This window comes from Streptomyces sp. NPDC001153 (assembly GCF_053598315.1).
Genome location: NZ_JBSFJZ010000050.1, coordinates 1 through 26001 on the forward strand (window position 1 = coordinate 1; position 26001 = coordinate 26001).

The window sequence follows — 26001 nt, forward strand, 5'->3', positions numbered from 1 at the left end:
GGCGGTGGGCCCCGGCCGGGCGGGCCCGCCTCACCCACCCCCCCCGCCCCCCGCGCGGGCCCCGGGGTCACCCCCCCCACCCCCACGGGCGGGCGGGCCCCCCCCCCGATCGGGGGGGGGCCCCTCCGGCTTTCCTGGGATGACCGTGAAAACGCCGCCGGGGTGGCCGGAACCGCATGGTCCCAGCCACCCCGGCGGCACGTTTCTGCTGAGGTAGTCGAGGCGGCTACGCCTCTTCGTGGGTGGCCACGGCGCGGCGCGCGTCCGCGTCCAGGACACCCCAGCTGATCAGCTGCTCGGTCAGGACCGAGGGGGACTGGTCGTAGATGACGGCGAGTGTGCGCAGGTCATCCTGGCGGATGGAGAGCACCTTGCCGTTGTAGTCGCCACGCTGGGACTGGATGGTGGCCGCGTAGCGCTGCAGGGGGCCCGCCTTCTCGGCCGGCACGGTGGCCAGCCGCTCCAGGTCCAGGACCAGCTTCGGCGGCGGCTCGGCGGCGCCGCCCGGCGTGGTGCCCGGCAACAGCTCCTGCACCGGAACGCCATAGAAATCGGCCAGCTCGGCAAGCCGCTGCACGGTCACCGCACGGTCGCCCCGCTCGTACGACCCGACCACCACGGCCTTCCAGCGCCCCTGGGACTTCTCCTCGACACCGTGGAGGGAAAGGCCCTGCTGGGTGCGGATGGCCCGGAGCTTGGCCCCGAGCTGTTTGGCGTATTCGCTGGACATATAGCTCCCCGGACACTGTGTCGACGCGGTCGGACTGGGTTCCCGCCGCGCGGCTGGTAACTCACTGTGAGGTTACGCAGCGTGACTCTCCTGCGTCAAGCCGAATGGTCCACACCGACTCTTCCGTGGTAGTGGCGGCGCGTTGGGCCAGGGGGGTGATCGGGGGCCTCTCCGCGACCTGCTAGGGTGGATGGCGCAAATCAGACGTCCTTTAAGGTCCGTCCCGTGAGGCGGAGAAGGAGGTCCTCTTCGTATGGACAAGCAGGACTCGCACGCCACCCCGCATGCGTCCGATGCGCGGCCCGTTCTCGAAGGCCCCGACATCGCGCGGGTGCTGACCCGTATCGCCCACGAGGTCGTCGAGCGCGCCAAGGGCGCCGACGACGTGGTGCTCCTCGGCATTCCGACCCGGGGCGTCTTCCTCGCCCAGCGGCTCGCCGTCAAGCTGGAGCAGATCACCGACCGCAAGATCCCGGTCGGCTCGCTCGACATCACCATGTACCGCGACGACCTGCGCATGCACCCGCCGCGTGCGCTGGCCCGCACCGACATCCCCGGTGACGGCATCGACGGCAAGCTGGTCGTCCTCGTCGACGACGTGCTCTTCTCCGGTCGCACCATCCGCGCCGCCCTCGACGCCCTGAACGACATCGGGCGCCCCCGTGCGGTCCAGCTCGCGGTCCTGGTCGACCGCGGGCACCGCGAACTGCCCATCCGTGCCGACTACGTCGGCAAGAACCTCCCCACGTCGCTGCGGGAGACGGTCAAGGTCCAGCTCGCCGAGGAGGACGGTCGCGACACCGTGCTGCTCGGTGTGAAGCAGACCGGCCAGTAGCAGATCCGGCGCGCGGCCGCTTCGGCGTGCCCGCATACGCAGCGGATTGCCTGAATTCTCCCGATTGAACTGCCTTACGGAGCCTGACAGATGCAGCGTCATCTCATCTCGGCCGCCGACCTCACCCGCGACGACGCCGTCCTGATCCTCGACACCGCCGAGGAGATGGCCCGGGTCGCCGACCGGCCGATCAAGAAGCTGCCGACCCTGCGCGGCCGCACGATCGTCAACCTCTTCTTCGAGGACTCCACGCGCACGCGGATCTCCTTCGAGGCCGCCGAGAAGCGCCTGTCCGCGGATGTCATCAACTTCTCCGCCAAGGGATCGAGCGTCTCCAAGGGCGAGTCCCTGAAGGACACCGCCCAGACGCTGGAGGCCATGGGCGTCGACGCCGTCGTCATCCGGCACGGCGCCTCCGGAGCCCCGTACCGCCTGGCGAACTCCGGCTGGATCGACGCGGCGGTCATCAACGCCGGCGACGGCACCCACCAGCACCCCACCCAGGCCCTGCTGGACGCCTTCACCATGCGCCGCCGCCTGATCGGCCGGGACACCGGCCTCGGCCAGGACCTGTCCGGCAGGCGGATCACCATCGTCGGCGACGTCCTGCACAGCCGGGTCGCCCGCTCCAACGTGGACCTGCTGCACACCCTCGGTGCCGAGGTCACCCTGGTCGCTCCGCCCACCCTGGTGCCGGTCGGCGTCGAGACGTGGCCGTGCGAGGTGTCGTACGACCTCGACAGCACGCTCCCCAAGTGCGACGCCGTGATGATGCTCCGGGTCCAGCGCGAGCGGATGAACGCCGCCTTCTTCCCCACCGAGCGCGAGTACTCCCGCCGCTACGGCCTCGACGGCGACCGCATGGCCAGGCTGCCCGAGCACGCCATCGTGATGCACCCCGGCCCCATGGTGCGGGGCATGGAGATCACCGCCGAGGTCGCCGACTCCGACCGCTGCACCGCCGTCGAGCAGGTCGCCAACGGCGTCTCCATCCGGATGGCCGTCCTGTACCTGCTGCTCGGCGGCAACGAGCCCGCCGTCACCCACACCCGCCCCACCGGTCCCGAGGAGAAGTAAGACCCATGAGCAAGATCCTGATCCGTGGTGCGAAGGTGCTCGGCGGCGAGCCGCAGGACGTGCTGATCGACGGCGAGACGATCGCCGAGGTGGGCACCGGTCTCAGCGCCGAGGGCGCGGAGGTCGTCGAGGCCGGCGGCAAGGTGCTGCTCCCCGGCCTGGTCGACCTGCACACCCACCTGCGCGAGCCGGGCCGCGAGGACTCCGAGACCGTGCTGACCGGCACCCGCGCGGCCGCGTCCGGCGGCTTCACGGCCGTCTTCGCCATGGCCAACACCTTCCCGGTCGCCGACACCGCCGGTGTGGTCGAGCAGGTCTGGCGGCTCGGCAGGGAGCACGGCTACTGCGACGTGCAGCCCATCGGTGCCGTCACCGTCGGCCTGGAGGGCAAGAAGCTCGCCGAGCTGGGCGCCATGCACGAGTCGGCCGCCGGGGTCACCGTCTTCTCCGACGACGGCAAGTGCGTGGACGACGCGGTGATCATGCGCCGCGCGCTGGAGTACGTGAAGGCCTTCGGCGGTGTCGTCGCCCAGCACGCCCAGGAGCCGCGCCTGACCGAGGGCGCCCAGATGAACGAGGGCGTCGTCTCCGCCGAGCTGGGCCTGGGCGGCTGGCCGGCCGTCGCCGAGGAGTCGATCATCGCGCGGGACGTGCTGCTCGCCGAGCACGTCGGCTCCCGCGTCCACATCTGCCACCTCTCGACCGCCGGCTCCGTCGAGATCGTCCGCTGGGCCAAGTCCCGCGGCATCCAGGTCACCGCCGAGGTCACCCCGCACCACCTGCTCCTCACCGACGAACTGGTGCGCACCTACAACCCGGTCTACAAGGTCAACCCGCCGCTGCGCACCGAGCGCGATGTGCACGCCCTGCGCGAGGCCCTGGCGGACGGCACGATCGACATCGTCGCCACCGACCACGCCCCGCACCCGCACGAGGACAAGGACTGCGAGTGGGCCGCGGCCGCCATGGGCATGGTGGGTCTGGAGACCGCGTTGTCAGTGGTCCAGGAGACCATGGTCGACACGGGCCTGCTGGACTGGGCCGGCGTCGCCGACCGGATGTCCGTCAAGCCCGCGCAGATCGGACAGGCCACCGGGCACGGCCGTCCCGTCTCGGCTGGTGAGCCCGCCAACCTCACCCTCGTCGACACGGAATACCGTGGCCAGGTGGACCCCGCGGGCTTCGCCTCGCGCAGCCGCAACACCCCCTACCAGGGACGTGAGCTGCCGGGCCGTGTGACGCACACGTGGCTGCGGGGCAAGGCCACGCTCGTCGACGGGAAGCTTTCGTGACACCTGTAATCCTGCTGGCCGAGGCCAAGAGGTCGGCCGCGGTCACCGACTGGCCGGCCCGCATCGGCTGGCTCGTCGGACTCGCCCTGTTCATCACGCTCGTCTACTGGCTGATGCGCGAGGGCTGGAAGTGGCGCGGCACCCTCCAGAGCGACCTGCCCGCGCCGCCCAGCGCGCCGGAGGAGACCGGCCCGGTGAAACTTGAGCTGAGCGGCCGCTACCACGGCTCCACCACGGCAGGACAGTGGCTGGACCGGATCGTGGCCCACGGCCTGGGCACCCGCAGCCGGGCCGAGCTCACCCTGACCGACCAGGGGCTGGAGGTCGAGCGTCCCGGAGCGAGCGACTTCTTCGTCCCGACCGCCGCGCTGCGCGGGGCCCGGCTGGACAAGGGCATCGCCGGCAAGGTCCTCACCGAGGGCGGACTGCTGGTGGTGACCTGGGAGCTCGGCGACAAGCTGATCGACTCCGGCTTCCGCTCCGACCACGCGGCCGAGCACGCCGAGTGGGTCGACACCCTGAACCACATGATCAACGACACGGAAGGCGCACGATGACGACCTCCACAAGGGGAGCCGCCCGGGTTCCCGCCGTACTCGTCCTGGAGGACGGCCGCCTCTTCCGCGGTCGTGCCTACGGGGCAGTGGGGGAGACCTTCGGCGAGGCCGTGTTCTCCACCGGTATGACCGGCTACCAGGAGACCCTGACCGACCCGTCGTACGACCGGCAGATCGTCGTCGCCACCGCCCCGCAGATCGGCAACACGGGCTGGAACGACGAGGACGACGAGTCCGGCCGCATCTGGGTCTCGGGCTACGTCGTGCGCGACCCCGCGCGCGTGCCGTCCAACTGGCGCGCCAAGCGCTCCCTGGACGACGAACTGGAGCGGCAGGGCGTGGTCGGCATCTCCGGCATCGACACCCGGGCCCTCACCCGCCACCTGCGCGAGCGCGGCTCGATGCGCGCCGGCATCTTCTCCGGCGAGGCGATCACGGCCGAGTCCGAGCTCCTCGCGCGCGTGCTGGCCCAGCCGCACATGAAGGGCGCGAGCCTCTACGAGGAGGTCGCGACCAAGGAGGCGTACGTCGTCCCGGCGATCGGCGAGAAGCGCTTCACCGTCGCCGCGATCGACCTCGGCATCAAGGGCATGACCCCGCACCGCATGGCCGAGCGCGGCATCGAGGTGCACGTGCTGCCCGCGACCGCCACGCCCGACGAGGTCTACGCGGTCGGCCCGGACGGTGTGTTCTTCTCCAACGGCCCCGGCGACCCCGCCACGGCCGACGGCCCGGTCGCGCTGATGACCGCCGTCCTGGAGCGGAAGACGCCGCTGTTCGGCATCTGCTTCGGCAACCAGATCCTCGGCCGGGCCCTCGGCTTCGGCACCTACAAGCTGAAGTACGGCCACCGGGGCATCAACCAGCCGGTCCAGGACCGTACGACCGGCAAGGTCGAGGTCACCGCGCACAACCACGGCTTCGCCGTGGACGCGCCGCTCGACAAGGTCAGCGAGACCAGGTTCGGCCGCGCCGAGGTCTCGCACGTGTGCCTGAACGACGACGTCGTGGAGGGGCTGCAGCTGCTCGACCAGCCGGCCTTCTCCGTCCAGTACCACCCCGAAGCGGCAGCGGGCCCGCACGACGCCGCCTACCTCTTCGACCGCTTCGTCTCCCTGATGGAGGGCCAGCGTGCCTAAGCGCACCGATATCCAGTCCGTCCTGGTCATCGGCTCCGGCCCGATCGTCATCGGCCAGGCCGCCGAGTTCGACTACTCCGGCACCCAGGCGTGCCGCGTGCTCAAGGCCGAGGGCCTGCGTGTCGTCCTCGTCAACTCCAACCCGGCGACGATCATGACCGACCCGGAGATCGCCGACGCCACCTACGTCGAGCCGATCACCCCGGACTTCGTCGAGAAGATCATCGCCAAGGAGCGCCCCGACGCCCTGCTGCCCACCCTGGGCGGCCAGACGGCCCTGAACACCGCCATCTCGCTGCACGAGAACGGCGTCCTGGCCAAGTACGGCGTCGAGCTGATCGGCGCCAAGCCGGAGGCGATCCACAAGGGCGAGGACCGCGACCTGTTCAAGGATGTCGTGGAGGAGGTCCGGCGCAAGACCGGGCACGGCGAGTCCGCCCGCTCGGTGATCTGCCACTCCATGGACGACGTCCTGGGCGGCGTCGAGACCCTCGGCGGCTACCCGGTCGTCGTCCGCCCGTCCTTCACCATGGGCGGCGCCGGCTCCGGATTCGCGCACGACGAGGAGGAGCTGCGCCGCATCGCCGGGCAGGGCCTCACGCTCTCCCCGACCACCGAGGTGCTCCTGGAGGAGTCCATCCTCGGCTGGAAGGAGTACGAGCTGGAGCTGATGCGCGACAAGCACGACAACGTCGTGGTCGTCTGCTCCATCGAGAACTTCGACCCCATGGGCGTGCACACCGGTGACTCGATCACCGTCGCGCCCGCGATGACGCTGACCGACCGCGAGTACCAGATCCTGCGCGACATCGGCATCGCCGTCATCCGTGAGGTCGGCGTCGACACCGGCGGCTGCAACATCCAGTTCGCGGTCAACCCCGAGGACGGTCGCGTGATCGTCATCGAGATGAACCCGCGCGTGTCGCGCTCCTCGGCGCTCGCGTCCAAGGCCACCGGCTTCCCGATCGCCAAGATCGCCGCCAAGCTGGCCGTCGGCTACACGCTGGACGAGATCCCGAACGACATCACGCAGGAGACCCCGGCCTCCTTCGAGCCCACGCTCGACTACGTGGTCGTCAAGGCCCCGCGGTTCGCCTTCGAGAAGTTCCCGCAGGCCGACTCCACGCTGACCACCACCATGAAGTCGGTGGGCGAGGCCATGGCCATCGGCCGCAACTTCCCCGAGGCCTTCCAGAAGGCGCTGCGCTCGCTGGAGAAGAAGGGCAGCCAGTTCACCTTCACCGGTGACCCGGGAGACAAGTACGGCCTTCTCGCAGAGGCCGTACGGCCCACCGACGGCCGGATCAACACGGTCATGCAGGCCATCCGCGCGGGCGCCACGCCCGAGGAGATCTTCGAGTACACGAAGATCGACCCGTGGTTCGTGGACCAGCTGTTCCTGATCAAGGAGATCGCGGACGAGTTGGCCCAGGCCCCCGAGCTGACCCGCGAGCTGCTCGCCGAGGCCAAGCGGCATGGCTTCTCCGACCAGCAGATCGGTGAGATCCGCGGCCTGCGCGAGGACGTCGTCCGCGAGGTCCGGCACGCGCTCGGCATCCGCCCGGTCTACAAGACGGTCGACACCTGCGCCGCCGAGTTCGCCGCGAGGACGCCGTACTTCTACTCCGCCTACGACGAGGAGACGGAGGTGGCCCGGCGCGAGAAGCCGGCCGTCATCATTCTGGGCTCCGGCCCGAACCGCATCGGCCAGGGCATCGAGTTCGACTACTCCTGCGTCCACGCCTCCTTCGCGCTGTCCGACGCCGGCTACGAGACCGTGATGGTCAACTGCAACCCGGAGACCGTCTCCACCGACTACGACACCTCCGACCGGCTGTACTTCGAGCCGCTGACGCTGGAGGACGTGCTGGAGATCGTCCACGCCGAGCAGCAGGCCGGGCCGGTCGCGGGCGTGATCGTGCAGCTGGGCGGCCAGACCCCGCTCGGCCTGGCGCAGGCCCTGAAGGACAACGGCGTGCCGGTCGTGGGCACCTCGCCCGAGGCCATCCACGCGGCCGAGGACCGCGGCGCGTTCGGGCGCGTCCTCGCCGAGGCGGGCCTGCCGGCCCCGAAGCACGGCACGGCCACCACCTTCGAGGGGGCCAAGGCCATCGCCGACGAGATCGGCTACCCGGTCCTGGTGCGGCCGTCGTACGTCCTCGGCGGGCGCGGCATGGAGATCGTCTACGACGAGACCCGCCTCGCCGCCTACATCGCCGAGTCGACCGAGATCAGCCCCTCCCGGCCGGTCCTGGTCGACCGCTTCCTGGACGACGCGATCGAGATCGACGTCGACGCGCTCTACGACGGCGAGGAGCTGTACCTCGGCGGCGTGATGGAGCACATCGAGGAGGCCGGCATCCACTCCGGCGACTCGGCGTGTGCCCTGCCCCCGATCACCCTCGGCGGCTTCGACATCAAGCGCCTGCGCGCCTCCACCGAGGCCATCGCCAAGGGCGTCGGCGTGCGCGGCCTGATCAACATCCAGTTCGCGATGGCCGGGGACATCCTCTACGTCCTGGAGGCCAACCCGCGCGCCTCCCGTACGGTCCCCTTCACCTCGAAGGCGACCGCGGTGCCGCTGGCCAAGGCCGCCGCCCGGATCTCGCTGGGCGCGACCATCGCCGAGCTGCGCGCCGAGGGCCTGCTGCCGAGGACGGGCGACGGCGGCGAGCTGCCGCTGGACGCGCCCATCTCGGTCAAGGAGGCCGTCATGCCGTGGTCGCGCTTCCGCGACATCCACGGCCGCGGTGTCGACACCGTCCTCGGCCCGGAGATGCGTTCCACCGGCGAGGTCATGGGCATCGACTCCGTCTTCGGCACGGCGTACGCCAAGTCGCAGGCGGGCGCCTACGGCCCGCTGCCCACCAAGGGCCGCGCGTTCATCTCGGTGGCCAACCGGGACAAGCGCTCGATGATCTTCCCGGCGCGCGAGCTGGTCGCCCACGGCTTCGAGCTGTTCGCCACCTCCGGCACCGCCGAGGTCCTCAAGCGCAACGGCATCAACGCCACGGTCGTCCGCAAGCAGTCGGAGGGCACCGGCCCGAACGGCGAGAAGACGATCGTCCAGCTGATCCATGACGGCGAGGTCGACCTCATCGTCAACACCCCGTACGGCACCGGCGGCCGCCTCGACGGCTACGACATCCGTACGGCCGCGGTGGCCCGCTCCGTGCCGTGTCTGACCACGGTCCAGGCGCTCGCCGCGGCGGTCCAGGGCATCGACGCCCTCAACCACGGTGACGTGGGCGTCCGCTCGCTCCAGGAACACGCGGAACACCTGACCGCGGCCCGCGACTAGCAGCCCTTGAGGGGGACACCGGAAACGGTGTCCCCCTCTTCATGAGGCTCCCTGAAGCTTCAAGAGGACACAGGACATGTACAAGCTCTTCTTCCGTCTGGTTTTCAAACGCATGGACGCCGAGAAGGCCCACCACCTGGCCTTCCGCTGGATCCGGCTCGCCGTCCGCATCCCGGTGCTGCGCACCTTCGTCGCGGCCGCCCTCGCCCCCCGCTACAAGGAGCTGCGCACCGAGGCCTTCGGGCTGCGCATGCACGGCCCCTTCGGGCTCGCCGCCGGCTTCGACAAGAACGCCGTCGCGATCGACGGCATGTCGATGCTGGGCTTCGACCACGTCGAGATCGGCACGGTCACCGGCGAGCCGCAGCCCGGCAACCCCAGGAAGCGGCTGTTCCGCCTCGTCGCGGACCGCGCGCTGATCAACCGCATGGGCTTCAACAACGACGGTTCGCTGGCCGTCGCGGCCCGCCTGGCGACCCGTGAGCCGGTCTTCAGGACCGTCGTGGGCGTCAACATCGGCAAGACCAAGGTCGTCCCGGAGGCGGAGGCCGTCGGCGACTACGTGAAGTCGGCCGAGCGCCTCGCGCCGTACGCGGACTACCTGGTCGTCAACGTCTCCTCGCCGAACACGCCCGGACTGCGCAACCTCCAGGCGGTGGACCACCTGCGCCCGCTGCTGACCGCCGTCCGCGAGGCGGCCGACCGCACGGTGGCCAACCGGCGCGTCCCGCTGCTGGTGAAGATCGCCCCCGACCTCGCCGACGAGGACGTCGACGCCGTGGCCGACCTGGCCGTGGAGCTGGGCCTGGACGGCATCATCGCGACCAACACCACCATCGCGCGCGACGGACTCGGTTTGAAATCCGAACCCTCCGTGGTGAAGGAGACCGGAGGTCTGTCCGGCGCCCCGCTCAAGGCGCGCTCCCTGGAGGTGCTGCGCCGCCTGTACGCGCGCGTGGGCGACCGGATCACGCTCGTGGGCGTGGGCGGCATCGAGACCGCCGAGGACGCCTGGCAGCGCATCCTGGCCGGTGCCACGCTGGTGCAGGGCTACAGCGCCTTCATCTACGAGGGCCCCTTCTGGTCCCGCAGCATCCACAAGGGCCTCGCCGCGCGCCTGCGCACGAGCCCGTACGCCACCCTCGCCGACGCGGTCGGCGCCGACGTGAGGAAGCCCGCATGACCGCCCACCCGTCGCCCGACCACCACCCCTCAACGAGGCCCTCCGGGCCGCAGACATTTTCTGGAGAGCCCTTCGGCGCCCGGCTGCGCCGCGCCATGGACGAGCGCGGCCCGCTGTGCGTCGGCATCGACCCGCACGCCTCCCTGCTCGCCGAGTGGGGCCTGAACGACGACGTGGCCGGCCTGGAGCGGTTCAGCCGCACGGTCGTCGAGGCGGTGGCCGACCGGGTCGCCGTGATGAAGCCGCAGAGCGCCTTCTTCGAGCGCTTCGGCTCCCGTGGCGTCGCCGTGCTGGAGCAGGTCGTCCGGGAGGCCCGCGCGGCCGGCACCCTCGTCGTGATGGACGCCAAGCGCGGCGACATCGGCTCGACCATGGCCGGGTACGCCGAGGCCTACCTGCACAAGGACGCCCCGCTCTTCTCCGACGCCCTGACCGTCTCGCCGTACCTCGGCTACGGCTCGCTCAGCCCGGCCGTCGCGCTGGCCCGGGAGAGCGGCGCCGGCCTGTTCGTGCTGGCGCTGACCTCCAACCCGGAGGGGCCCGAGGTCCAGCACGCGGTCCGTGCCGACGGCCGCACCGTGGGCGCGACCATGCTGGCCCACCTGGCCGCCGAGAACGCGGGAGAGGAGCCGCTGGGCTCCTTCGGTGCCGTCGTCGGCGCCACGGTCGGCGACCTGTCGTCGTACGACCTCGCCGTCAACGGTCCGCTCCTCGCGCCCGGAGTCGGCGCACAGGGTGCGACGCCGGCCGACCTTCCGAAGGTGTTCGGACCGGCGCTGCGCAACGTCGTGCCGAACGTCAGCCGGGGTGTGCTGCGGCACGGCCCCGACGTGGGGGCCCTGCGGGCGTCCGCGGAGCGCTTCGCGGAGGAGATCCAGGCCGCCGTCGCGGGTGCCTGAGCCCCCCGGAAGGGCTTCGGAGAGCGGCGGCGCGACGACTTGAGTGTGAATACATCCTCAAATCGGGGGCATTATGTCTGAAATGTCCGACCTGGCGGAGGCTGACCAGGACTTTTCCGCTGTTCTCGCTGACTCTGGCGGCCTTGACCGCTAGTCTCCGAGCAGAGTGAACGGGCAAAGCGTGTTGCTCGTAGCTCCCCAGGTGTGGGGCGACTAGGTTCCTCACCGGTCCGTATCCGACAGTTCGACATCCGAGGTGACGTAGGCGTGGCTCTTCCGCCCCTTACCCCCGAACAGCGCGCAGCCGCGCTCGAAAAGGCCGCCGCGGCTCGCCGGGAGCGGGCCGAGGTCAAGAATCGACTCAAGCACTCCGGCGCCTCCCTGCACGAGGTCATCAAGCAGGGCCAGGAGAACGACGTCATCGGCAAGATGAAGGTCTCCGCACTGCTCGAGTCGCTGCCGGGCGTGGGCAAGGTCCGCGCCAAGCAGATCATGGAGCGTCTGGGCATCTCCGAGAGCCGCCGTGTGCGCGGTCTCGGGTCCAACCAGATCGCTTCCCTGGAGCGTGAGTTCGGCAGCACCGGCTCCTGAGTCCGGGCGCAGCCGGACCGGGAGTCCCGGGCACTCCGGGATTGCTGGAATAATCGCTGCATGAGTGAACGTCCGCGGCTGACCGTGCTCTCCGGCCCCTCGGGGGTCGGCAAGAGCACGGTCGTCGCCCATATGCGCAAGGAACACCCCGAGGTCTGGCTCTCGGTGTCGGCCACCACCCGCAAGCCGCGCCCCGGCGAGAAGCACGGAGTCCACTACTTCTTCGTCACCGACGAGGAGATGGACAAGCTGATCGCCAACGGCGAGCTCCTGGAGTGGGCCGAGTTCGCCGGCAACCGCTACGGCACGCCCCGCGCGGCCGTGCTGGAGCGGCTGGAGAAGGGCGAACCGGTCCTGCTGGAGATCGATCTGCAGGGCGCCAGGCAGGTCCGTGAGTCGATGTCTGACGCCCGGCTGGTGTTCCTGGCTCCGCCCTCCTGGGAGGAGCTGGTGCGCAGGCTGACCGGCCGGGGCACGGAGCCGCCCGAGGTCATCGAGCGCCGCCTGGAGGCGGCCAGGACCGAGCTGGCGGCCGAGCCGGAGTTCGACACGACCCTGGTCAACACCTCCGTCGAGGACGTGGCGCGCGAGCTGCTAGCCTTGATGGATGTTGTGTGATCGCGAGTATGTGATCACGACTGATCTTTTCCCACCCATCGGAAGGTAGAGCGTGTCCTCTTCCATCACCGCGCCCGAGGGCATCATCAACCCGCCGATCGACGAGCTCCTCGAGGCCACCGACTCGAAGTACAGCCTCGTGATCTACGCGGCCAAGCGTGCCCGCCAGATCAACGCGTACTACTCGCAGCTCGGCGAGGGCCTGCTCGAGTACGTCGGTCCGCTCGTCGACACCCACGTCCACGAGAAGCCGCTCTCGATCGCCCTGCGTGAGATCAACGCGGGTCTGCTGACGTCGGAGGCCGTCGAGGGCCCCGCGCAGTAACCGTTCGTTTTCGCACCACAGGCCCGGCGGCGCGACTGCCGGGCCTGTGGTGTGTCATGGAGACGTAGGTTCAACGAAGGGGAGTCCCGGTGGACAAGCCGAGGGTCGTTCTGGGTGTCAGCGGCGGGATCGCCGCCTACAAGGCCTGTGAGCTGCTGAGAAGGTTCACGGAGTCGGGCCACGACGTCCGCGTGGTGCCCACCGCCTCTGCGCTGCACTTCGTCGGCGCCGCCACCTGGTCCGCCCTGTCCGGCAACCCCGTCTCCACGGAGGTCTGGGACGACGTCCACGAGGTCCCGCACGTCCGCATCGGCCAGCACGCCGACCTCGTCGTGGTGGCCCCCGCGACGGCCGACACGCTCGCCAAGGCCGCCCACGGCCTCGCCGACGACCTGCTGACCAACACCCTCCTGACCGCCCGCTGCCCGGTCGTCTTCGCGCCCGCCATGCACACCGAGATGTGGGAGCACCCGGCCACCCAGGAGAACGTGGCCACGCTGCGCCGCCGCGGCGCCGTCGTCGTAGAGCCCGCGGTCGGCCGGCTCACCGGCGTCGACACCGGCAAGGGCCGGCTGCCCGAGCCGGCGGAGATCTTCGATATCTGCCGCCGGGTGCTGGCCCGCGGCGTCACCGAGCCCGACCTCGCAGGGCGGCATGTGGTCGTCTCCGCCGGCGGCACCCGCGAGCCCCTCGACCCGGTCCGCTTCCTCGGCAACCGCTCCTCCGGCAAGCAGGGCTACGCCCTCGCCCGCACCGCCGCCGCCCGCGGTGCCCGGGTCACGCTGATCGCGGCCAACTCCGGCCTGCCCGACCCGGCAGGCGTGGACGTCGTGCCGGTCGGCACGGCCGTCCAGCTGCGCGAGGCCGTCCTGAAGGCGGCCGCGGACGCCGACGCCGTCGTCATGGCCGCCGCCGTCGCCGACTTCCGCCCGGCGGCCTACGCCACCGGCAAGATCAAGAAGAAGGACGGCCGGGACCCCGACCCGATCGTCCTGGTGCGCAATCCCGACATCCTCGCGGAGATCTCGGCCGAGCGTGCCCGCCCCGGCCAGGTGGTCGTCGGCTTCGCCGCCGAGACCGACGACGTCCTCGCCAACGGCCGTACCAAGCTCGCCCGCAAGGGCTGTGACCTGCTCGTGGTCAACGAGGTGGGGGAGCGAAAGACCTTCGGCTCGGAGGAGAACGAGGCCGTGGTGCTGGGCGCCGACGGCAGCGAGACCCCCGTGCCGTACGGCCCCAAGGAAGCCCTGGCCGACACCGTCTGGGACCTCGTCGTACGGCGCTTGAGCTGACGTCCAGGCGACCTCGACGGCAGGTTCACGCCACGCCGAAATCGGGTGTGGCGTCCCTGGCCAAGGCCGCCCGACATTGTGCAGAATGCCCGTGCCGCAGGTCACAGCGCTCCCGAGAGGCGAGACACGTGCCCCATCGGCCGAGTGCGACCGATAAACTGTTCACGGTCGACGCCGGGCGCAGCCCCGCGCGTCGCCGCCAATGATCAGCCAGCAGCCGCTGCAACCACAGGGAGCGTTGTGTCCCGTCGCCTGTTCACCTCGGAGTCCGTGACCGAGGGTCACCCCGACAAGATCGCTGACCAGATCAGCGACACCATTCTCGACGCGCTTCTGCGCGAGGACCCGACCTCCCGGGTCGCCGTCGAGACGCTGATCACCACCGGCCTGGTGCACGTGGCCGGCGAGGTGACGACCAAGGCCTACGCGGACATCGCGACCCTGGTCCGCAACAAGGTCCTGGAGATCGGCTACGACTCCTCCAAGAAGGGCTTCGACGGCGCCTCCTGCGGCGTGTCCGTGTCCATCGGCGCGCAGTCCCCGGACATCGCGCAGGGCGTCGACACGGCGTACGAGTCCCGGGTCGAGGGCGACGACGACGAGCTGGACAAGCAGGGCGCCGGTGACCAGGGCCTGATGTTCGGCTACGCGTCCGACGAGACGCCGACCCTGATGCCGCTGCCGATCTTCCTGGCGCACCGCCTGTCGAAGCGGCTGTCCGAGGTGCGCAAGAACGGCACCATCCCCTACCTGCGCCCGGACGGCAAGACGCAGGTCACCATCGAGTACGACGGCGACAAGGCCGTCCGTCTCGACACGGTGGTCGTCTCCTCGCAGCACGCCTCCGACATCGACCTGGAGTCGCTGCTCGCGCCCGACATCCGCGAGTTCGTCGTGGAGCCGGAACTGAAGGCGCTGCTGGAGGAGGGCATCAAGCTGGAGACCGACGGCTACCGGCTGCTGGTCAACCCGACCGGCCGCTTCGAGATCGGCGGCCCGATGGGCGACGCCGGCCTGACCGGCCGCAAGATCATCATCGACACCTACGGCGGCATGGCTCGCCACGGCGGCGGTGCCTTCTCCGGCAAGGACCCGTCCAAGGTGGACCGCTCGGCGGCGTACGCGATGCGCTGGGTCGCCAAGAACGTCGTGGCGGCGGGCCTGGCCTCCCGCTGCGAGGTCCAGGTCGCCTACGCGATCGGCAAGGCCGAGCCGGTGGGCCTGTTCGTGGAGACCTTCGGCACCGCCAAGGTCGACGCCGAGAAGATCGAGAAGGCGATCGACGAGGTCTTCGACCTCCGCCCCGCCGCGATCATCCGCGACCTCGACCTGCTCCGCCCGATCTACGCCCAGACGGCGGCCTACGGCCACTTCGGCCGCGAGCTGCCCGACTTCACCTGGGAGCGCACGGACCGCGTCGACGCCCTGCGCGCCGCCGTGGGCCTGTAAGCCCCGACCGCTCTTCTCGCCGAGGCCCGGTTCCCTTCCTGGGGCCGGGCCTCGGCGTACCGAATCGACTGGCGGGCCAGGGCGGGCGGTGTCCACGCTGACGCCGTCGACGCCGCCCGGTGCGAAGGCCGCGGTTACTTCGTGGAGTGCGCCCTCCGGGGCGTGCGGTGAAGCTGAATCCGTACCGCTGCCGATCCGGATCTCGGGCGGGCGTCGGTTGTCAGTGCCGTTTGGTAAGAATGCAAGCGTGAGCAGCGAGAACGGGGCGCCCCCGGCAGAAGGGGACGGCGGGGCCGAAGGGGCGCCGCCGGAGCAGCTCGCGCTCATCCGGGAGAGCGTGCGCAAGGCGAAGGTGCCGCGGGCCAAGCCGCGGACCTGGCGGGGAGCCGAGCTCGCCCCGCAGCTGCCCGTCGCCCGGGTGCTGGTCGACAAGGGTGTGCTGCATCTCGACCGGTACTTCGACTACGCCGTGCCCGCGGAGCTGGACGAGCAGGCGCAGCCCGGAGTGCGGGTCCGGGTCCGGTTCGGCGCCGGGCGGGGCCGGGTGCGGGAAGGGCGCCGGGAGGGCGGCGGCCTCATCGACGGCTTCCTCGTCGAGCGGCGGGCCGAGTCCGACTACTCCGGGCCGCTGGCCGCCCTCGCCCAGGTCGTGTCGCCGGAGCCGGTGCTGAGCGAGGAGCTGCTGGGCCTGGCGCGGGCCGTGGCCGACCGGTACGCCGGAAGCCTCGCCGACGTGCTCCAGCTGGCCGTACCGCCCCGCAGCGCCCGGGCCGAGCAGCGGCCGTCACCCGCCCCCCTGCCCCCGCCGAACGCGCCGGAGACGGCCTCCTGGGGGCGGTACGAGCACGGGGACGCATTCCTCCACGCCCTGGCCTCCGGCGGGTCGCCCAGGGCCGTCTGGAACGCCCTGCCGGGCCCGCTGTGGAGCGAGGAACTGGCCCGCGCCGTCGCCGCCACGCTCGCCTCGGGCCGCGGCGCCCTCGTCGTCGTACCGGACGGGCGGGCGGCAGCGCGGGTCGACGCCGCCCTCACCGCGCTGCTCGGCGCGGGCCGGCACGCGCTGCTCACGGCCGAGGCAGGGCCCGAGAAGCGGTACGCGCAGTGGCTCGCGGTGCGCCGGGGTGCCGTACGGGCCGTGGTGGGGACCCGGGCCGCCATGTTCGCGCCCGTTCAGGACCTGGGGCTCGTAGCCGTCTGGGACGACGGCGACGACAGCCACAGCGAGCAGCACGCCCCGCAACCGCACGCCCGGGATGTGCTGTTGCTGCGGGCCGCCCTGGACAAGTGCGCCTTCCTGCTGGGGAGTTGGAGCTGCACCGTGGAGGCCGCCCAGCTCGTGGAGAGCGGCTGGGCCCGGCCGCTGGTCGCCGGGCGGGAGCAGGTGCGGCGGGCCGCCCCCCTGGTCCGGACGGTCGGGGACGACGACCTCGCCCGCGACGAGGCCGCCCGCGCCGCCCGGCTGCCGACGCTCGCCTGGCAGGCGGTCCGCGACGGGCTGCGGCACGGACCGGTGCTCGTACAGGTACCGCGGCGCGGCTACGCGCCGCGCATGGCCTGCGACCGGTGCCGGGCGCCCGCCCGGTGCCGGCACTGCTCCGGGCCGCTCCAGGGCCAGGACGCCGGGGTTCTGCGGTGCGGCTGGTGCGGACGCGAGGAGAACGCCTGGCACTGCCCGGAGTGCGGCGGATTCCGGCTGCGGGCCCAGGTCGTGGGTGCCCGGCGGACGGCCGAGGAGCTGGGGCGCGCCTTTCCCGCCGTCCCGGTGCGCACCTCGGGGCGGGAACACGTGCTGGACACGGTGCCGGGCACGCCCGCGCTGGTCGTGAGCACGCCGGGGGCCGAACCGGTCGCCGAGGGCGGCTACGCGGCGGCCCTCCTGCTGGACGGCTGGGCCATGCTCGTACGACCCGATCTGCGGGCCGGCGAGGACGCGCTGCGCCGGTGGATCGCGGCGGGCTCGCTGGTACGGCCGCAGAGCGAGGGGGGCACCGTGGTCGTGGTGGCCGAGCCGACCCTGCGGCCGGTGCAGGCGCTGGTGCGCTGGGACCCCGTCGGGCACGCGGTGCGGGAACTGGCCGAGCGGGCCGAGCTGGGTTTCCCGCCGGTGTCGCGGATGGCGGCCGTGTCCGGGACGCCCACGGCCGTCGCCGAGTTCCTGGCCTCGGTCGAGCTGCCGACGGACGCGGAGGTGCTGGGTCCGGTGCCGATGCCGTCGGCGCCGCCGGGCGGGCCCCGCAGACCCGGAGCACCGCCACCGGGCGAGCACTGGGACCGGGCGCTGGTCCGGGTGCCGCCGGGCAGCGGGGCCGCGCTGGCTGCCGCGCTGAAGACCGCCCAGGCCGCCCGTCTGGCACGGGGGAGCGGGGAGGCGGTGCGGGTACGGATCGATCCGCCGGACATCGGGTGACGGCGGTGTCCGACTGGTTCGGTTCGGACGGGTGCGGGGATGCCCTCCCGGGCGGCACCGGGAGGGCAGGGGAGGCGTCAGCCCGTGCTCAGCTGTTGCTCAGCCGTTGCGCGGGGCGGGGAAGGCCGTCGGGCGGGCGTCGTCACGGTCGCGCAGGGCCGGGCTGCCCGCGGTCGGCTGCGTGGGCATCGAGCGCGCTGCGGGGACCGTGGGGACCGCGGGCAGGCCGGTGTTCGTACTGAGCGTACGGGTGCCGGACGGCTCGGTGGCCCGCTCGGCCTCGGCGGCCGCCTGGGCCGCGGCGCGGCGGGCGCCGTAACGGCGGTGCACGGCCTGTTTGGTGACGCCGAGCGCCGAGCCCACCGCGTCCCACGAGAAGCCGAGCGAGCGGTCGAAGTCCACGGCGGCGGTGACCAGGGTTTCGACACTGTCCCGGAGTTCCTGGGCAAGGCGCACCGTCGGGGCGGGGGCGCGTCCGTAGACGACGAAGCCCGTGGACGGGCCGGAGCGGCGCGGGCGGTAGACGTTGCCCAGCTGGGCGGTGAGCGTGCGCAGTGCGTCCACCTGCCGGCGGACTCGCTCGATGTCCCGCACCAGCAAGTGCAGGCTGGCCCGGGCCTGGGCGTCGTGGGTTGCGTGGTCGGCCATGAACAAGCCTCTCGAACCGGCGTTGAAAGGAATTGGGCCGCCTAAGCGGCCCTTTGTGGTCAACTCTTTCTTGACCAACGCGTGTGCGCTCCGCTGGTCACGGGGTGGGGGCGTACGGGCATATGCCTACGCCGGTTGTCCGGGCGTGCGCCGTGTGTGGTTCGGGTTCAGGTCCGTTTCCCGTTTGCCGTCCGTCCGGGCGTGCGTCCGTGGGCATGGCTCGTGTGCGGTTCCTTGGTCATAGACTGGTGCGCTGCCCGTCCAACCCCCGCCCGAGAGGCCCGATCCCGCCCATGAAGCTCGTCTTCGCCGGTACCCCCGAGGTCGCCGTTCCCGCTCTGGACGCTCTGATCGCCTCCGGTCGGCACGAGGTGGCCGCCGTCGTCACGCGCCCCGACGCGCCGGCCGGGCGCGGGCGAAGGCTGGTCGCGTCGCCCGTGGCCGAGCGGGCGGAGGAGGCCGGGATCGAGGTGCTGAAGCCCGTCAGGCCGCGCGATCCGGAGTTCCTGGAGCGGCTGAAGGAGATCGCCCCGGACTGCTGCCCGGTCGTCGCCTACGGCGCCCTGCTGCCCAGGGTGGCCCTGGACATCCCGGCCCACGGCTGGGTCAACCTGCACTTCTCGCTGCTGCCCGCCTGGCGCGGAGCCGCTCCCGTGCAGCACGCCATCATGGCCGGCGACGAGATCACCGGCGCGTCGACGTTCCTCATCGAGGAGGGGCTCGACTCGGGACCCGTCTACGGCACCGTGACTGAGGAGATCCGGCCCACCGACACCAGCGGCGACCTGCTCACCCGGCTCGCCTTCGCGGGCGCGGGGCTGCTCGCCGCGACCATGGACGGCATCCAGGACGGCACCCTGAAGGCCGTACCGCAGCCGAGCGAGGGCATCACCCTCGCGCCGAAGATCACCGTCGAGGACGCCGAGGTCGACTGGGCCACGCCCGCGCTGCGCGTCGACCGCGTCGTGCGCGGCTGCACCCCGGCGCCCGGCGCCTGGACCACGTTCCGCGGCGAGCGGCTCAAGCTCATCCAGGTCACCCCCGTGCCCGGGCGCACCGACCTCGCGCCGGGGCGGCTGGCCGTCGGCAAGAACAGCGTGCACGTGGGCACCGGTTCGTACGCCGTCGAGCTGCTCTGGGTGCAGGCACAGGGCAAGAAGCCGATGCGGGCGGCCGACTGGGCGCGCGGCGTGCGCATCGCCGAGGGCGAGACGCTCGGCGGCTGAGCCCCGGGCGGCGGGGGCGGCGGTGCGCCGACGTAGGCTGGACACCGCAGCCCTCCTTCACATCCGGAGCACCTTTTTCGTGAGCGAGCAGTCCCGGCGGCCTCGTAAGCCCGCCAAGCCCTACCGTCGTCCCCAGAAGGACCCCGTCCGCATCCTGGCCTTCGAGGCCCTGCGCGCGGTCGACGAGCGGGACGCATACGCCAACCTCGTGCTGCCTCCGCTGCTCCGCAAGGCGCGCGGGCAGGGCGACTTCGACGCGCGCGACGCCGCCCTCGCCACCGAGCTGGTCTACGGCACGCTCCGCCGGCAGGGCACGTACGACGCGGTGATCGCCGCCTGCGTCGACCGGCCGCTCCGCGAGGTCGACCCGCCGGTGCTCGACGTGCTCAGCCTCGGTGTGCACCAGCTGCTCGGAACGCGGATCCCGACGCACGCCGCCGTCTCCTCCACCGTGGAGCTCGCGCGGGTGGTGCTCGGCGACGGGCGCGCCAAGTTCGTCAACGCCGTGCTGCGGAAGGTGGCCCAGGACGACCTCGACGGGTGGCTGGAGAAGGTCGCGCCGCCGTACGACGAGGACCCGGAGGATCACCTCGCCGTCGTGCACTCGCATCCCCGCTGGGTCGTCTCCGCGCTCTGGGACTCCCTCGGCGGCGGGCGTGCCGGCATCGAGGACCTGCTGGAGGCCGACAACGAACGGCCCGAGGTGACCCTGGTCGCGCGGCCGGGGCGGGCCACCACCGAGGAGCTGCTGCGCGAGGACGCCGCCGTGCCGGGGCGCTGGTCGCCGTACGCCGTGCGGCTCGCCGAGGGCGGGGAACCGGGCGCCGTGCAGGCCGTGCACGAGGGGCGGGCCGGAGTGCAGGACGAGGGCAGCCAGCTGGTCGCCCTCGCGCTCGCGGGCGCGCCCCTGGAGGGATCCGACGGCAAGTGGCTCGACGGGTGCGCCGGGCCCGGCGGCAAGGCCGCGTTGCTCGCCGCCCTCGCCGCCGAGCGCGGGGCCACCCTGCTCGCCTCCGAGAAACAGCCGCACCGCGCCGGTCTCGTCGCCAAGGCGCTGGCCGGCAACCCGGGGCCGTACCAGGTGATCGCCGCCGACGGCACCCGGCCACCGTGGCGGCCCGGCACCTTCGACCGCGTGCTGATGGACGTGCCGTGCACCGGGCTCGGCGCGCTCCGCCGGCGCCCCGAGGCCCGCTGGCGGCGGCGCCCGGAGGACCTGGACAACTTCGCACCCCTCCAGCGCGCCCTGCTGCGCACGGCGCTGGACTCGGTGCGGGTCGGCGGGATCGTCGGCTACGCGACCTGCTCGCCGCATCTCGCCGAGACCCGCGCGGTCGTCGCCGACGTCCTCAAGCAGCGCCCCGACGCCGAACTGATCGACGCCCGTCCGATGCTGCCGGGGGTTCCGGCGCTGGGCCAGGGCCCGGACGTACAGCTCTGGCCCCACCTGCACGGCACGGACGCGATGTACCTGGCCCTGATCCGCAGAACGGGCTGAAACACCGCCGGGGCACAGCGCCCCGTAAGGGGCGCGGGGAACTGCGCGATCAACCCCCACCGACCCGCAGACAAACCACAACCGAAACGGACCGCCGTTACAGCCCAGCGCGGCGACATGGCAGGCTTGGGGCATGGCCGTGCAGATCAACCCCAGCATCCTGTCCGCCGACTTCGCCCGCCTCGCGGAGGAGGCCAAGGCGGTCCAAGGCGCCGACTGGCTCCACGTCGACGTCATGGACAACCACTTCGTCCCGAACCTCACGCTCGGCGTGCCGGTCGTGGAGTCCCTGGCGCGAGCGACGGACACCCCGCTGGACTGCCACCTGATGATCGAGGACCCCGACCGCTGGGCGCCCCAGTACGTCGAGGCGGGCGCCTCCTCCGTCACCTTCCACGTGGAGGCGGCCGCCGCTCCGGTGCGACTCGCCCGGGAGATCCGTGCCAAGGGGGCCCGTGCCTCCATGGCGCTCAAGCCTGCGACGCCGATCGAGCCGTACGAGGACCTGCTGCCGGAACTCGACATGCTGCTGATCATGACGGTCGAGCCCGGCTTCGGCGGCCAGGCGTTCCTCGACATCATGCTGCCGAAGATCCGCCGTACCCGTGAGCTGATCAGCAAGCACGGCCTGCAGCTGTGGCTCCAGGTGGACGGCGGTGTCTCGGCCTCGACGATCGAGCGGTGCGCGGACGCGGGAGCGGACGTGTTCGTGGCCGGCTCGGCCGTGTACGGGGCGAAGGACCCCGAGGAGGCGGTCCGTGCCCTGCGCGCGCAGGCGGCGTCGGCCACCGCCAAGGCGTCCTGGGCATGCGACCACTGAGCCACAGGTACGTGAACGGTTAAGTGAACGGCGCCCTTCAGGGCGGATCCGCCGCGCCGAATCTGCAAGGATGAACGGCGAATCCAGAGTGTGAACAGCAGTGAGGAGATCGCCGTGTCGGGTATGTCGGCGGGCCGGTCAGCCATGCGGATGGGACCCGCTGAGCTGGTGCAGGCGGCGGCCATGGCCCGCCGCTTCTACCTCGAGGGCAAGTCCAAGATCCAGATCGCGGAGGAGTTCGGCGTCAGCCGCTTCAAGGTGGCCCGGGTCCTGGAGACCGCTCTCGAACGGGATCTCGTACGCATCGAGATCCGTGTCCCGGCCGAGCTGGACGCCGAGCGCTCCGACGCGCTCCGCGCCCGCTACGGCCTGAGGCACGCTGTCGTGGTCGAGTCCCCGGCCGAGGCCGAGGAGACCCCCGACCCCGAGAACCTGGGGGAAGTGGCCGCCGACCTGCTCGGCGAGCTGGTCAACGAGGGGGATGTGCTCGGGCTGGCCTGGGGCCGGTCCACGATCCACATGGCGGCGGCGCTGGACCGGCTGCCGCCGTGCACGGTGGTGCAGCTGACGGGGGTGTACGACGCCGGGACCTCGGAGCGTGGCTCGGTCGAGGCCGTGCGGCGCGCCGCCCAGGTGTCGGGCGGCGACGCCCACCCCATCTACGCGCCGATGCTGCTGCCGGACGCGGCCACCGCGGCCGCGCTGCGCAACCAGACCGGGATCGCCCGAGCCTTCGAGTACTTCGACAAGGTCACGGTCGCCTGCGTCTCCATCGGCTCCTGGGAGCCGGGCATCTCGACCGTGCACGACATGCTCAGCGACGAGGAGCGGGCGCACTACGCCTCGCTCGGCGTCGCCGCCGAGATGGCCGCGCACCTCTTCGACGCCGAGGGGCGCCGGATCGGGCGGGACCTGGGGGAGCGGTGCATCACCGTCAAGGCCGACCAGCTGCGCCGTATCCCGGAGGTCGTGGCGATCGCCGGCGGTCAGCGCAAGGCGGCCGCGATCGACGCGGTGCTGCGATCCGGGCTGGTCACCAGCCTGGTCACGGACACCTCCGCCGCGGACTACCTGATGACGGCCGGGCCGACGCCGAAGCCGACCCTCGGCCGCGCGGACCCCGACGGGCACTGAAGGCTCCGCAAGCGGGGCGCGGGGGTTCTCGCGGCGGGGTCTCCGGGCGGCTCGGCGGTCCGCGTGCGGGTCTCGTGATGGGTCCCCGGGGCGGGTCGCACCACGCTGCGCGCCGGTCGTGGCCGTCGGCGGGCGGACCCGGCGGGCGCTGTCCGTCAGCGCATCGCCGGCCGCCGGCTCGCCCGCCTCTCGTGCGGAACGAGCGAGCACCGGCTGCTCGTGGCGTGGCGTGGCGTCGCGTGCCGCGTCCGGGCGTGCCGCGGCGGGTCGCGGCAGCGTCGGAGCGGGATGGCCGTGGCAGCATCGTCGGCATGTCGCCGCGGTTCGTCCCCCACATGCGCAGAGGGCCCCTGACACGGTCCCGGTCGGCCGGACCGCCGTCGGCGCCGCCCCACACCGCCGGACCGTCCCCGACGCCGCCCCGCACGCGCAGACGGCCTTCAACGCTGTCCCACACGCCACGGTCATCGACGGTGCCCCAGACGGCCGGGGAGCCCGTGCCGACGCCCGACGGCACGCCCGGAGGGCCCGCGGCGTCGTCCCGCACGCCACGCAAGTCCCGCACGTCGGCCCGCGGGCGGTCCCGCACGGCGGTTCGCGCTCTGGTGGGGCTGCTGGCCTTCGTCGTCGCCGTTCTGTCGGCGGGATGTGCGTCCGGGGCGAGCTCGGGTCCCGGTTCCGGCGGCGGGACGCGTGTGTCCGGCCCGGCGTGGGCGCACGGCATGGGCACCGTCCGGGAGTCCCAGTTGCCGGCCGAGGCGCGCAGGACGCTCGCGCTGATCGACAAGGGCGGGCCGTTCCCGTACGCCAAGGACGGCGTCGTCTTCGGGAACTTCGAGGGGCAGCTGCCGAGGCACCAACGCGGCTACTACCACGAGTACACGGTCAGGACGCCCGGCTCGAACGATCGCGGGGCCCGGCGCATCGTCACGGGTCAGGGCGGGGAGATCTACTACACCGATGATCACTACAACTCGTTCCGGGCGGTGCTGAGATGACAGAGGTCGTGGTCACGCTGGACCTCGACGGGGTCACGGAGAAGGCCGGTCTCATGGACCGTGCCGCACGTGCCCTGGCGCTGCCCGGCTGGTTCGGCCGTAACTGGGACGCCCTGGCCGACTCCCTCGGTGACCACACCGTGTGGCCCGAGGAGGCGGTCGAGAGGGGGCTGCTGATCGTCGTGCGGAACTGGCGGCCGTACGCAGAGGCCCGCCCGGAGGAGTGGCGGATCGCGCAGGAGGTGTTCGCCGAGGCCGCGGACCACACACCCGCCCTGTCCGTCGCCCTCGCCCTAGGAGGATCCTCCTAGGTGATCGGCGCTCACCCTGGATGTTCCGTGGGGGCATGACAGCGGCGCCGACATGGGACAATGAGGTACGTGCTCTTTCCCCCTGGCGCACCCGTCGGGGGGTCACCTCTGATCGACTGGGATGTGCAGCACGTGCGTTTCCTCAATGACATCCAGCCCGCGTACGACCTGACGTACGACGACGTGTTCATGGTGCCGAGCCGCTCCGCGGTGGGCTCGCGTCAGGGCGTGGACCTCGCCGCGCCGGACGGCACGGGCACCACCATCCCGCTCGTCGTGGCCAACATGACCGCCATCGCCGGCCGCCGCATGGCCGAGACGATGGCCCGCCGCGGCGGTCTGGTGGTCATCCCGCAGGACATCCCGATCGACGTCGTCACCGACGTCATCTCCTGGGTGAAGAGCCGCCACCTGGTGCTCGACACGCCGATCGTGCTGGCCCCGCACCAGACCGTCGCCGACGCGCTGGCGCTGCTGCCCAAGCGCGCGCACAACGCCGGTGTGGTCGTGGACGAGGAGCAGCGGCCCGTCGGCGTCGTCACCGACGCGGACCTCACCGGCGTCGACCGCTTCACCCAGCTCGAAGTGGTCATGTCCAAGGACCTGCTGCTCCTCGACGCGGACATCGACCCCCGCGAGGCCTTCAACCGGCTGGACGCGGCCAACCGCCGCTACGCCCCGGCCGTCGACAGGGACGGCAAGCTGGCCGGCATCCTGACCCGCAAGGGCGCCCTGCGCGCCACCCTGTACACGCCGGCCGTCGACGCGCACGGCAAGCTGCGGATCGCCGCCGCAGTCGGCATCAACGGCGATGTGGCGGGCAAGGCGAAGCAGCTGCTCGACGCGGGCGTGGACACGCTCGTCATCGACACCGCGCACGGCCACCAGGAGTCGATGATCAGCGCCATCAAGCTGGTGCGCGCCCTCGACCCGCAGGTGCCGATCGTCGCGGGCAACATCGTCTCCGCCGAGGGCGTGAAGGACCTGATCGACGCCGGCGCGGACATCGTCAAGGTCGGTGTGGGCCCGGGCGCCATGTGCACCACCCGCATGATGACCGGTGTGGGCCGGCCGCAGTTCTCGGCCGTCCTGGAGTGTGCCGCCGAGGCGAAGAAGTACGGCAAGCACGTGTGGGCCGACGGCGGTGTCCGTCACCCGCGCGACGTGGCCATGGCCCTCGCGGCCGGCGCGTCCAACGTGATGATCGGCTCCTGGTTCGCCGGGACCTACGAGTCCCCGGGCGACCTCCAGCACGACGCCAACGGGCGTGCCTACAAGGAGTCCTTCGGCATGGCCTCCGCGCGTGCGGTGGCCAACCGCACGTCCGAGGAGTCCGCCTACGACCGCGCCCGCAAGGGGCTGTTCGAGGAGGGCATCTCGACCTCCCGCATGTTCCTCGACCCGGCCCGCCCGGGCGTCGAGGACCTGATCGACTCGATCATCGCGGGCGTCCGCTCCTCCTGCACCTACGCCGGTGCCGCCTCCCTGGAGGAGTTCGCCGAGAAGGCCGTCGTCGGCATCCAGAGCGCCGCGGGCTACGCCGAGGGCAAGCCGCTGCACGCCAGCTGGAACTGACCGGCGAAACCTTTCCCTACGGCCCCCGTCCTTCCCGCGCAGGGAGGGCGGGGGCCGTCGGCATATCCGGAGGCTTCGCCTCCGCGGGTTCGGAAG

General features: G+C 71.9%; 23 protein-coding genes. 21 read left to right on the forward strand and 2 right to left on the reverse strand.

All coding sequences use genetic code 11. From position 1 onward, the window contains the following. Nucleotides 1–226 precede the first annotated feature (226 nt). A complete protein-coding gene (gene bldD, locus ACWDEN_RS39615; protein ID WP_014671524.1) occupies nucleotides 227–730 on the reverse strand; it encodes a transcriptional regulator BldD in 504 nt (167 codons plus the stop codon). 253 nt (nucleotides 731–983) lie between these two features. On the opposite strand from bldD, the gene pyrR reads away from it, so the two are divergent. The 14 genes from pyrR (at nucleotide 984) to ACWDEN_RS39685 (ending at nucleotide 17695) form a co-directional block, all read left to right on the forward strand. Next, nucleotides 984–1565 (forward strand): bifunctional pyr operon transcriptional regulator/uracil phosphoribosyltransferase PyrR, encoded by a 582-nt coding sequence (gene pyrR / locus ACWDEN_RS39620; RefSeq protein ID WP_351620366.1) that lies wholly within the window; start codon nucleotides 984–986, stop codon nucleotides 1563–1565. Nucleotides 1566–1655: 90 nt separating this feature from the next. Next, complete coding sequence (locus ACWDEN_RS39625) at nucleotides 1656–2642, forward strand: aspartate carbamoyltransferase catalytic subunit (protein ID WP_351620369.1); 987 nt, start codon at nucleotides 1656–1658, stop codon at nucleotides 2640–2642. Nucleotides 2643–2647: 5 nt separating this feature from the next. Then, nucleotides 2648–3934, forward strand: a complete 1287-nt coding sequence (locus ACWDEN_RS39630; protein ID WP_351620372.1) for a dihydroorotase — start codon at nucleotides 2648–2650, stop codon at nucleotides 3932–3934. Then, on the forward strand, nucleotides 3931–4491 hold the full coding sequence (locus ACWDEN_RS39635; RefSeq protein ID WP_351620375.1) for a PH-like domain-containing protein: 561 nt from the start codon (nucleotides 3931–3933) through the stop codon (nucleotides 4489–4491). Before ACWDEN_RS39630 ends, ACWDEN_RS39635 begins: the two co-directional genes overlap by 4 nt. Next, nucleotides 4488–5630 (forward strand): glutamine-hydrolyzing carbamoyl-phosphate synthase small subunit, encoded by a 1143-nt coding sequence (gene carA, locus ACWDEN_RS39640; protein WP_450862792.1) that lies wholly within the window; start codon nucleotides 4488–4490, stop codon nucleotides 5628–5630. The genes ACWDEN_RS39635 and carA overlap by 4 nt, the downstream gene beginning before the upstream one ends. Next, nucleotides 5623–8931, forward strand: a complete 3309-nt coding sequence (gene carB, locus ACWDEN_RS39645) for a carbamoyl-phosphate synthase large subunit (RefSeq protein WP_450862794.1) — start codon at nucleotides 5623–5625, stop codon at nucleotides 8929–8931. The genes carA and carB overlap by 8 nt, the downstream gene beginning before the upstream one ends. A 76-nt stretch (nucleotides 8932–9007) precedes the next feature. Beyond that, nucleotides 9008–10114, forward strand: coding sequence for a quinone-dependent dihydroorotate dehydrogenase (locus ACWDEN_RS39650; RefSeq protein WP_351620384.1), 1107 nt, complete (start codon nucleotides 9008–9010; stop codon nucleotides 10112–10114). Then, complete coding sequence (gene pyrF, locus ACWDEN_RS39655) at nucleotides 10111–11013, forward strand: orotidine-5'-phosphate decarboxylase (RefSeq protein WP_450862796.1); 903 nt, start codon at nucleotides 10111–10113, stop codon at nucleotides 11011–11013. The genes ACWDEN_RS39650 and pyrF overlap by 4 nt, the downstream gene beginning before the upstream one ends. Nucleotides 11014–11280: 267 nt before the next feature. Continuing rightward, nucleotides 11281–11604 (forward strand): integration host factor, encoded by a 324-nt coding sequence (locus ACWDEN_RS39660; RefSeq protein ID WP_003977346.1) that lies wholly within the window; start codon nucleotides 11281–11283, stop codon nucleotides 11602–11604. 60 nt (nucleotides 11605–11664) lie between these two features. After that, nucleotides 11665–12222, forward strand: coding sequence for a guanylate kinase (gene gmk / locus ACWDEN_RS39665; RefSeq protein ID WP_351620390.1), 558 nt, complete (start codon nucleotides 11665–11667; stop codon nucleotides 12220–12222). Between the two features lie 52 nt (nucleotides 12223–12274). Continuing rightward, nucleotides 12275–12547, forward strand: a complete 273-nt coding sequence (gene rpoZ, locus ACWDEN_RS39670; RefSeq protein WP_003982715.1) for a DNA-directed RNA polymerase subunit omega — start codon at nucleotides 12275–12277, stop codon at nucleotides 12545–12547. Nucleotides 12548–12636: 89 nt separating this feature from the next. Next, complete coding sequence (gene coaBC, locus ACWDEN_RS39675; RefSeq protein ID WP_450862798.1) at nucleotides 12637–13839, forward strand: bifunctional phosphopantothenoylcysteine decarboxylase/phosphopantothenate--cysteine ligase CoaBC; 1203 nt, start codon at nucleotides 12637–12639, stop codon at nucleotides 13837–13839. Nucleotides 13840–14079: 240 nt separating this feature from the next. Then, nucleotides 14080–15288, forward strand: a complete 1209-nt coding sequence (metK, locus tag ACWDEN_RS39680) for a methionine adenosyltransferase (protein ID WP_351620396.1) — start codon at nucleotides 14080–14082, stop codon at nucleotides 15286–15288. Nucleotides 15289–15535: 247 nt separating this feature from the next. Then, nucleotides 15536–17695 carry a primosomal protein N' gene (locus ACWDEN_RS39685; protein ID WP_351620399.1) on the forward strand — a complete coding sequence of 720 codons (2160 nt, stop codon included), beginning with the start codon at nucleotides 15536–15538 and terminating at the stop codon, nucleotides 17693–17695. A gap of 99 nt (nucleotides 17696–17794) precedes the next feature. Here the strand turns inward: ACWDEN_RS39685 and ACWDEN_RS39690 are convergent, their stop codons facing one another. Then, nucleotides 17795–18343 (reverse strand): hypothetical protein, encoded by a 549-nt coding sequence (locus ACWDEN_RS39690; protein WP_351620402.1) that lies wholly within the window; start codon nucleotides 18341–18343, stop codon nucleotides 17795–17797. Nucleotides 18344–18636: 293 nt separating this feature from the next. On the opposite strand from ACWDEN_RS39690, the gene fmt reads away from it, so the two are divergent. The 7 genes from fmt (at nucleotide 18637) to ACWDEN_RS39725 (ending at nucleotide 25905) form a co-directional block, all read left to right on the forward strand. Continuing rightward, the gene (gene fmt / locus ACWDEN_RS39695) at nucleotides 18637–19569 is read left to right on the forward strand and encodes a methionyl-tRNA formyltransferase (RefSeq protein WP_351620404.1); all 933 of its coding nucleotides are present in this window, start codon (nucleotides 18637–18639) and stop codon (nucleotides 19567–19569) included. Between the two features lie 79 nt (nucleotides 19570–19648). Continuing rightward, the gene (locus tag ACWDEN_RS39700; RefSeq protein WP_450862801.1) at nucleotides 19649–21067 is read left to right on the forward strand and encodes an RsmB/NOP family class I SAM-dependent RNA methyltransferase; all 1419 of its coding nucleotides are present in this window, start codon (nucleotides 19649–19651) and stop codon (nucleotides 21065–21067) included. 133 nt (nucleotides 21068–21200) lie between these two features. Beyond that, nucleotides 21201–21887 (forward strand): ribulose-phosphate 3-epimerase, encoded by a 687-nt coding sequence (rpe, locus tag ACWDEN_RS39705; RefSeq protein ID WP_351620410.1) that lies wholly within the window; start codon nucleotides 21201–21203, stop codon nucleotides 21885–21887. A 90-nt stretch (nucleotides 21888–21977) separates the two neighbouring features. Continuing rightward, nucleotides 21978–23021, forward strand: coding sequence for a sugar-binding transcriptional regulator (locus ACWDEN_RS39710; RefSeq protein ID WP_069781990.1), 1044 nt, complete (start codon nucleotides 21978–21980; stop codon nucleotides 23019–23021). Between the two features lie 602 nt (nucleotides 23022–23623). Then, complete coding sequence (locus tag ACWDEN_RS39715; RefSeq protein ID WP_351609314.1) at nucleotides 23624–24019, forward strand: ribonuclease; 396 nt, start codon at nucleotides 23624–23626, stop codon at nucleotides 24017–24019. Next, complete coding sequence (locus ACWDEN_RS39720; RefSeq protein ID WP_450862804.1) at nucleotides 24016–24330, forward strand: barstar family protein; 315 nt, start codon at nucleotides 24016–24018, stop codon at nucleotides 24328–24330. Before ACWDEN_RS39715 ends, ACWDEN_RS39720 begins: the two co-directional genes overlap by 4 nt. Before the next feature lie 132 nt (nucleotides 24331–24462). Next, the gene (locus ACWDEN_RS39725) at nucleotides 24463–25905 is read left to right on the forward strand and encodes a GuaB1 family IMP dehydrogenase-related protein (RefSeq protein ID WP_450862806.1); all 1443 of its coding nucleotides are present in this window, start codon (nucleotides 24463–24465) and stop codon (nucleotides 25903–25905) included. The last annotated feature ends 96 nt before the right edge of the window (nucleotides 25906–26001 follow it).

Coding starts and splice junctions, on each gene's coding strand:
- pyrF (WP_450862796.1), top strand. CDS start 10,111: ATGACCGCCCACCCGTCGCCCGACCACCACCCCTCAACGAGGCCCTCC.
- rpe (WP_351620410.1), top strand. CDS start 21,201: ATGGCCGTGCAGATCAACCCCAGCATCCTGTCCGCCGACTTCGCCCGC.
- gmk (WP_351620390.1), top strand. CDS start 11,665: ATGAGTGAACGTCCGCGGCTGACCGTGCTCTCCGGCCCCTCGGGGGTC.
- ACWDEN_RS39625 (WP_351620369.1), top strand. CDS start 1,656: ATGCAGCGTCATCTCATCTCGGCCGCCGACCTCACCCGCGACGACGCC.
- ACWDEN_RS39720 (WP_450862804.1), top strand. CDS start 24,016: ATGACAGAGGTCGTGGTCACGCTGGACCTCGACGGGGTCACGGAGAAG.
- pyrR (WP_351620366.1), top strand. CDS start 984: ATGGACAAGCAGGACTCGCACGCCACCCCGCATGCGTCCGATGCGCGG.
- ACWDEN_RS39650 (WP_351620384.1), top strand. CDS start 9,008: ATGTACAAGCTCTTCTTCCGTCTGGTTTTCAAACGCATGGACGCCGAG.
- bldD (WP_014671524.1), bottom strand. CDS start 730: ATGTCCAGCGAATACGCCAAACAGCTCGGGGCCAAGCTCCGGGCCATC.
- fmt (WP_351620404.1), top strand. CDS start 18,637: ATGAAGCTCGTCTTCGCCGGTACCCCCGAGGTCGCCGTTCCCGCTCTG.
- ACWDEN_RS39630 (WP_351620372.1), top strand. CDS start 2,648: ATGAGCAAGATCCTGATCCGTGGTGCGAAGGTGCTCGGCGGCGAGCCG.
- carA (WP_450862792.1), top strand. CDS start 4,488: ATGACGACCTCCACAAGGGGAGCCGCCCGGGTTCCCGCCGTACTCGTC.
- ACWDEN_RS39690 (WP_351620402.1), bottom strand. CDS start 18,343: ATGGCCGACCACGCAACCCACGACGCCCAGGCCCGGGCCAGCCTGCAC.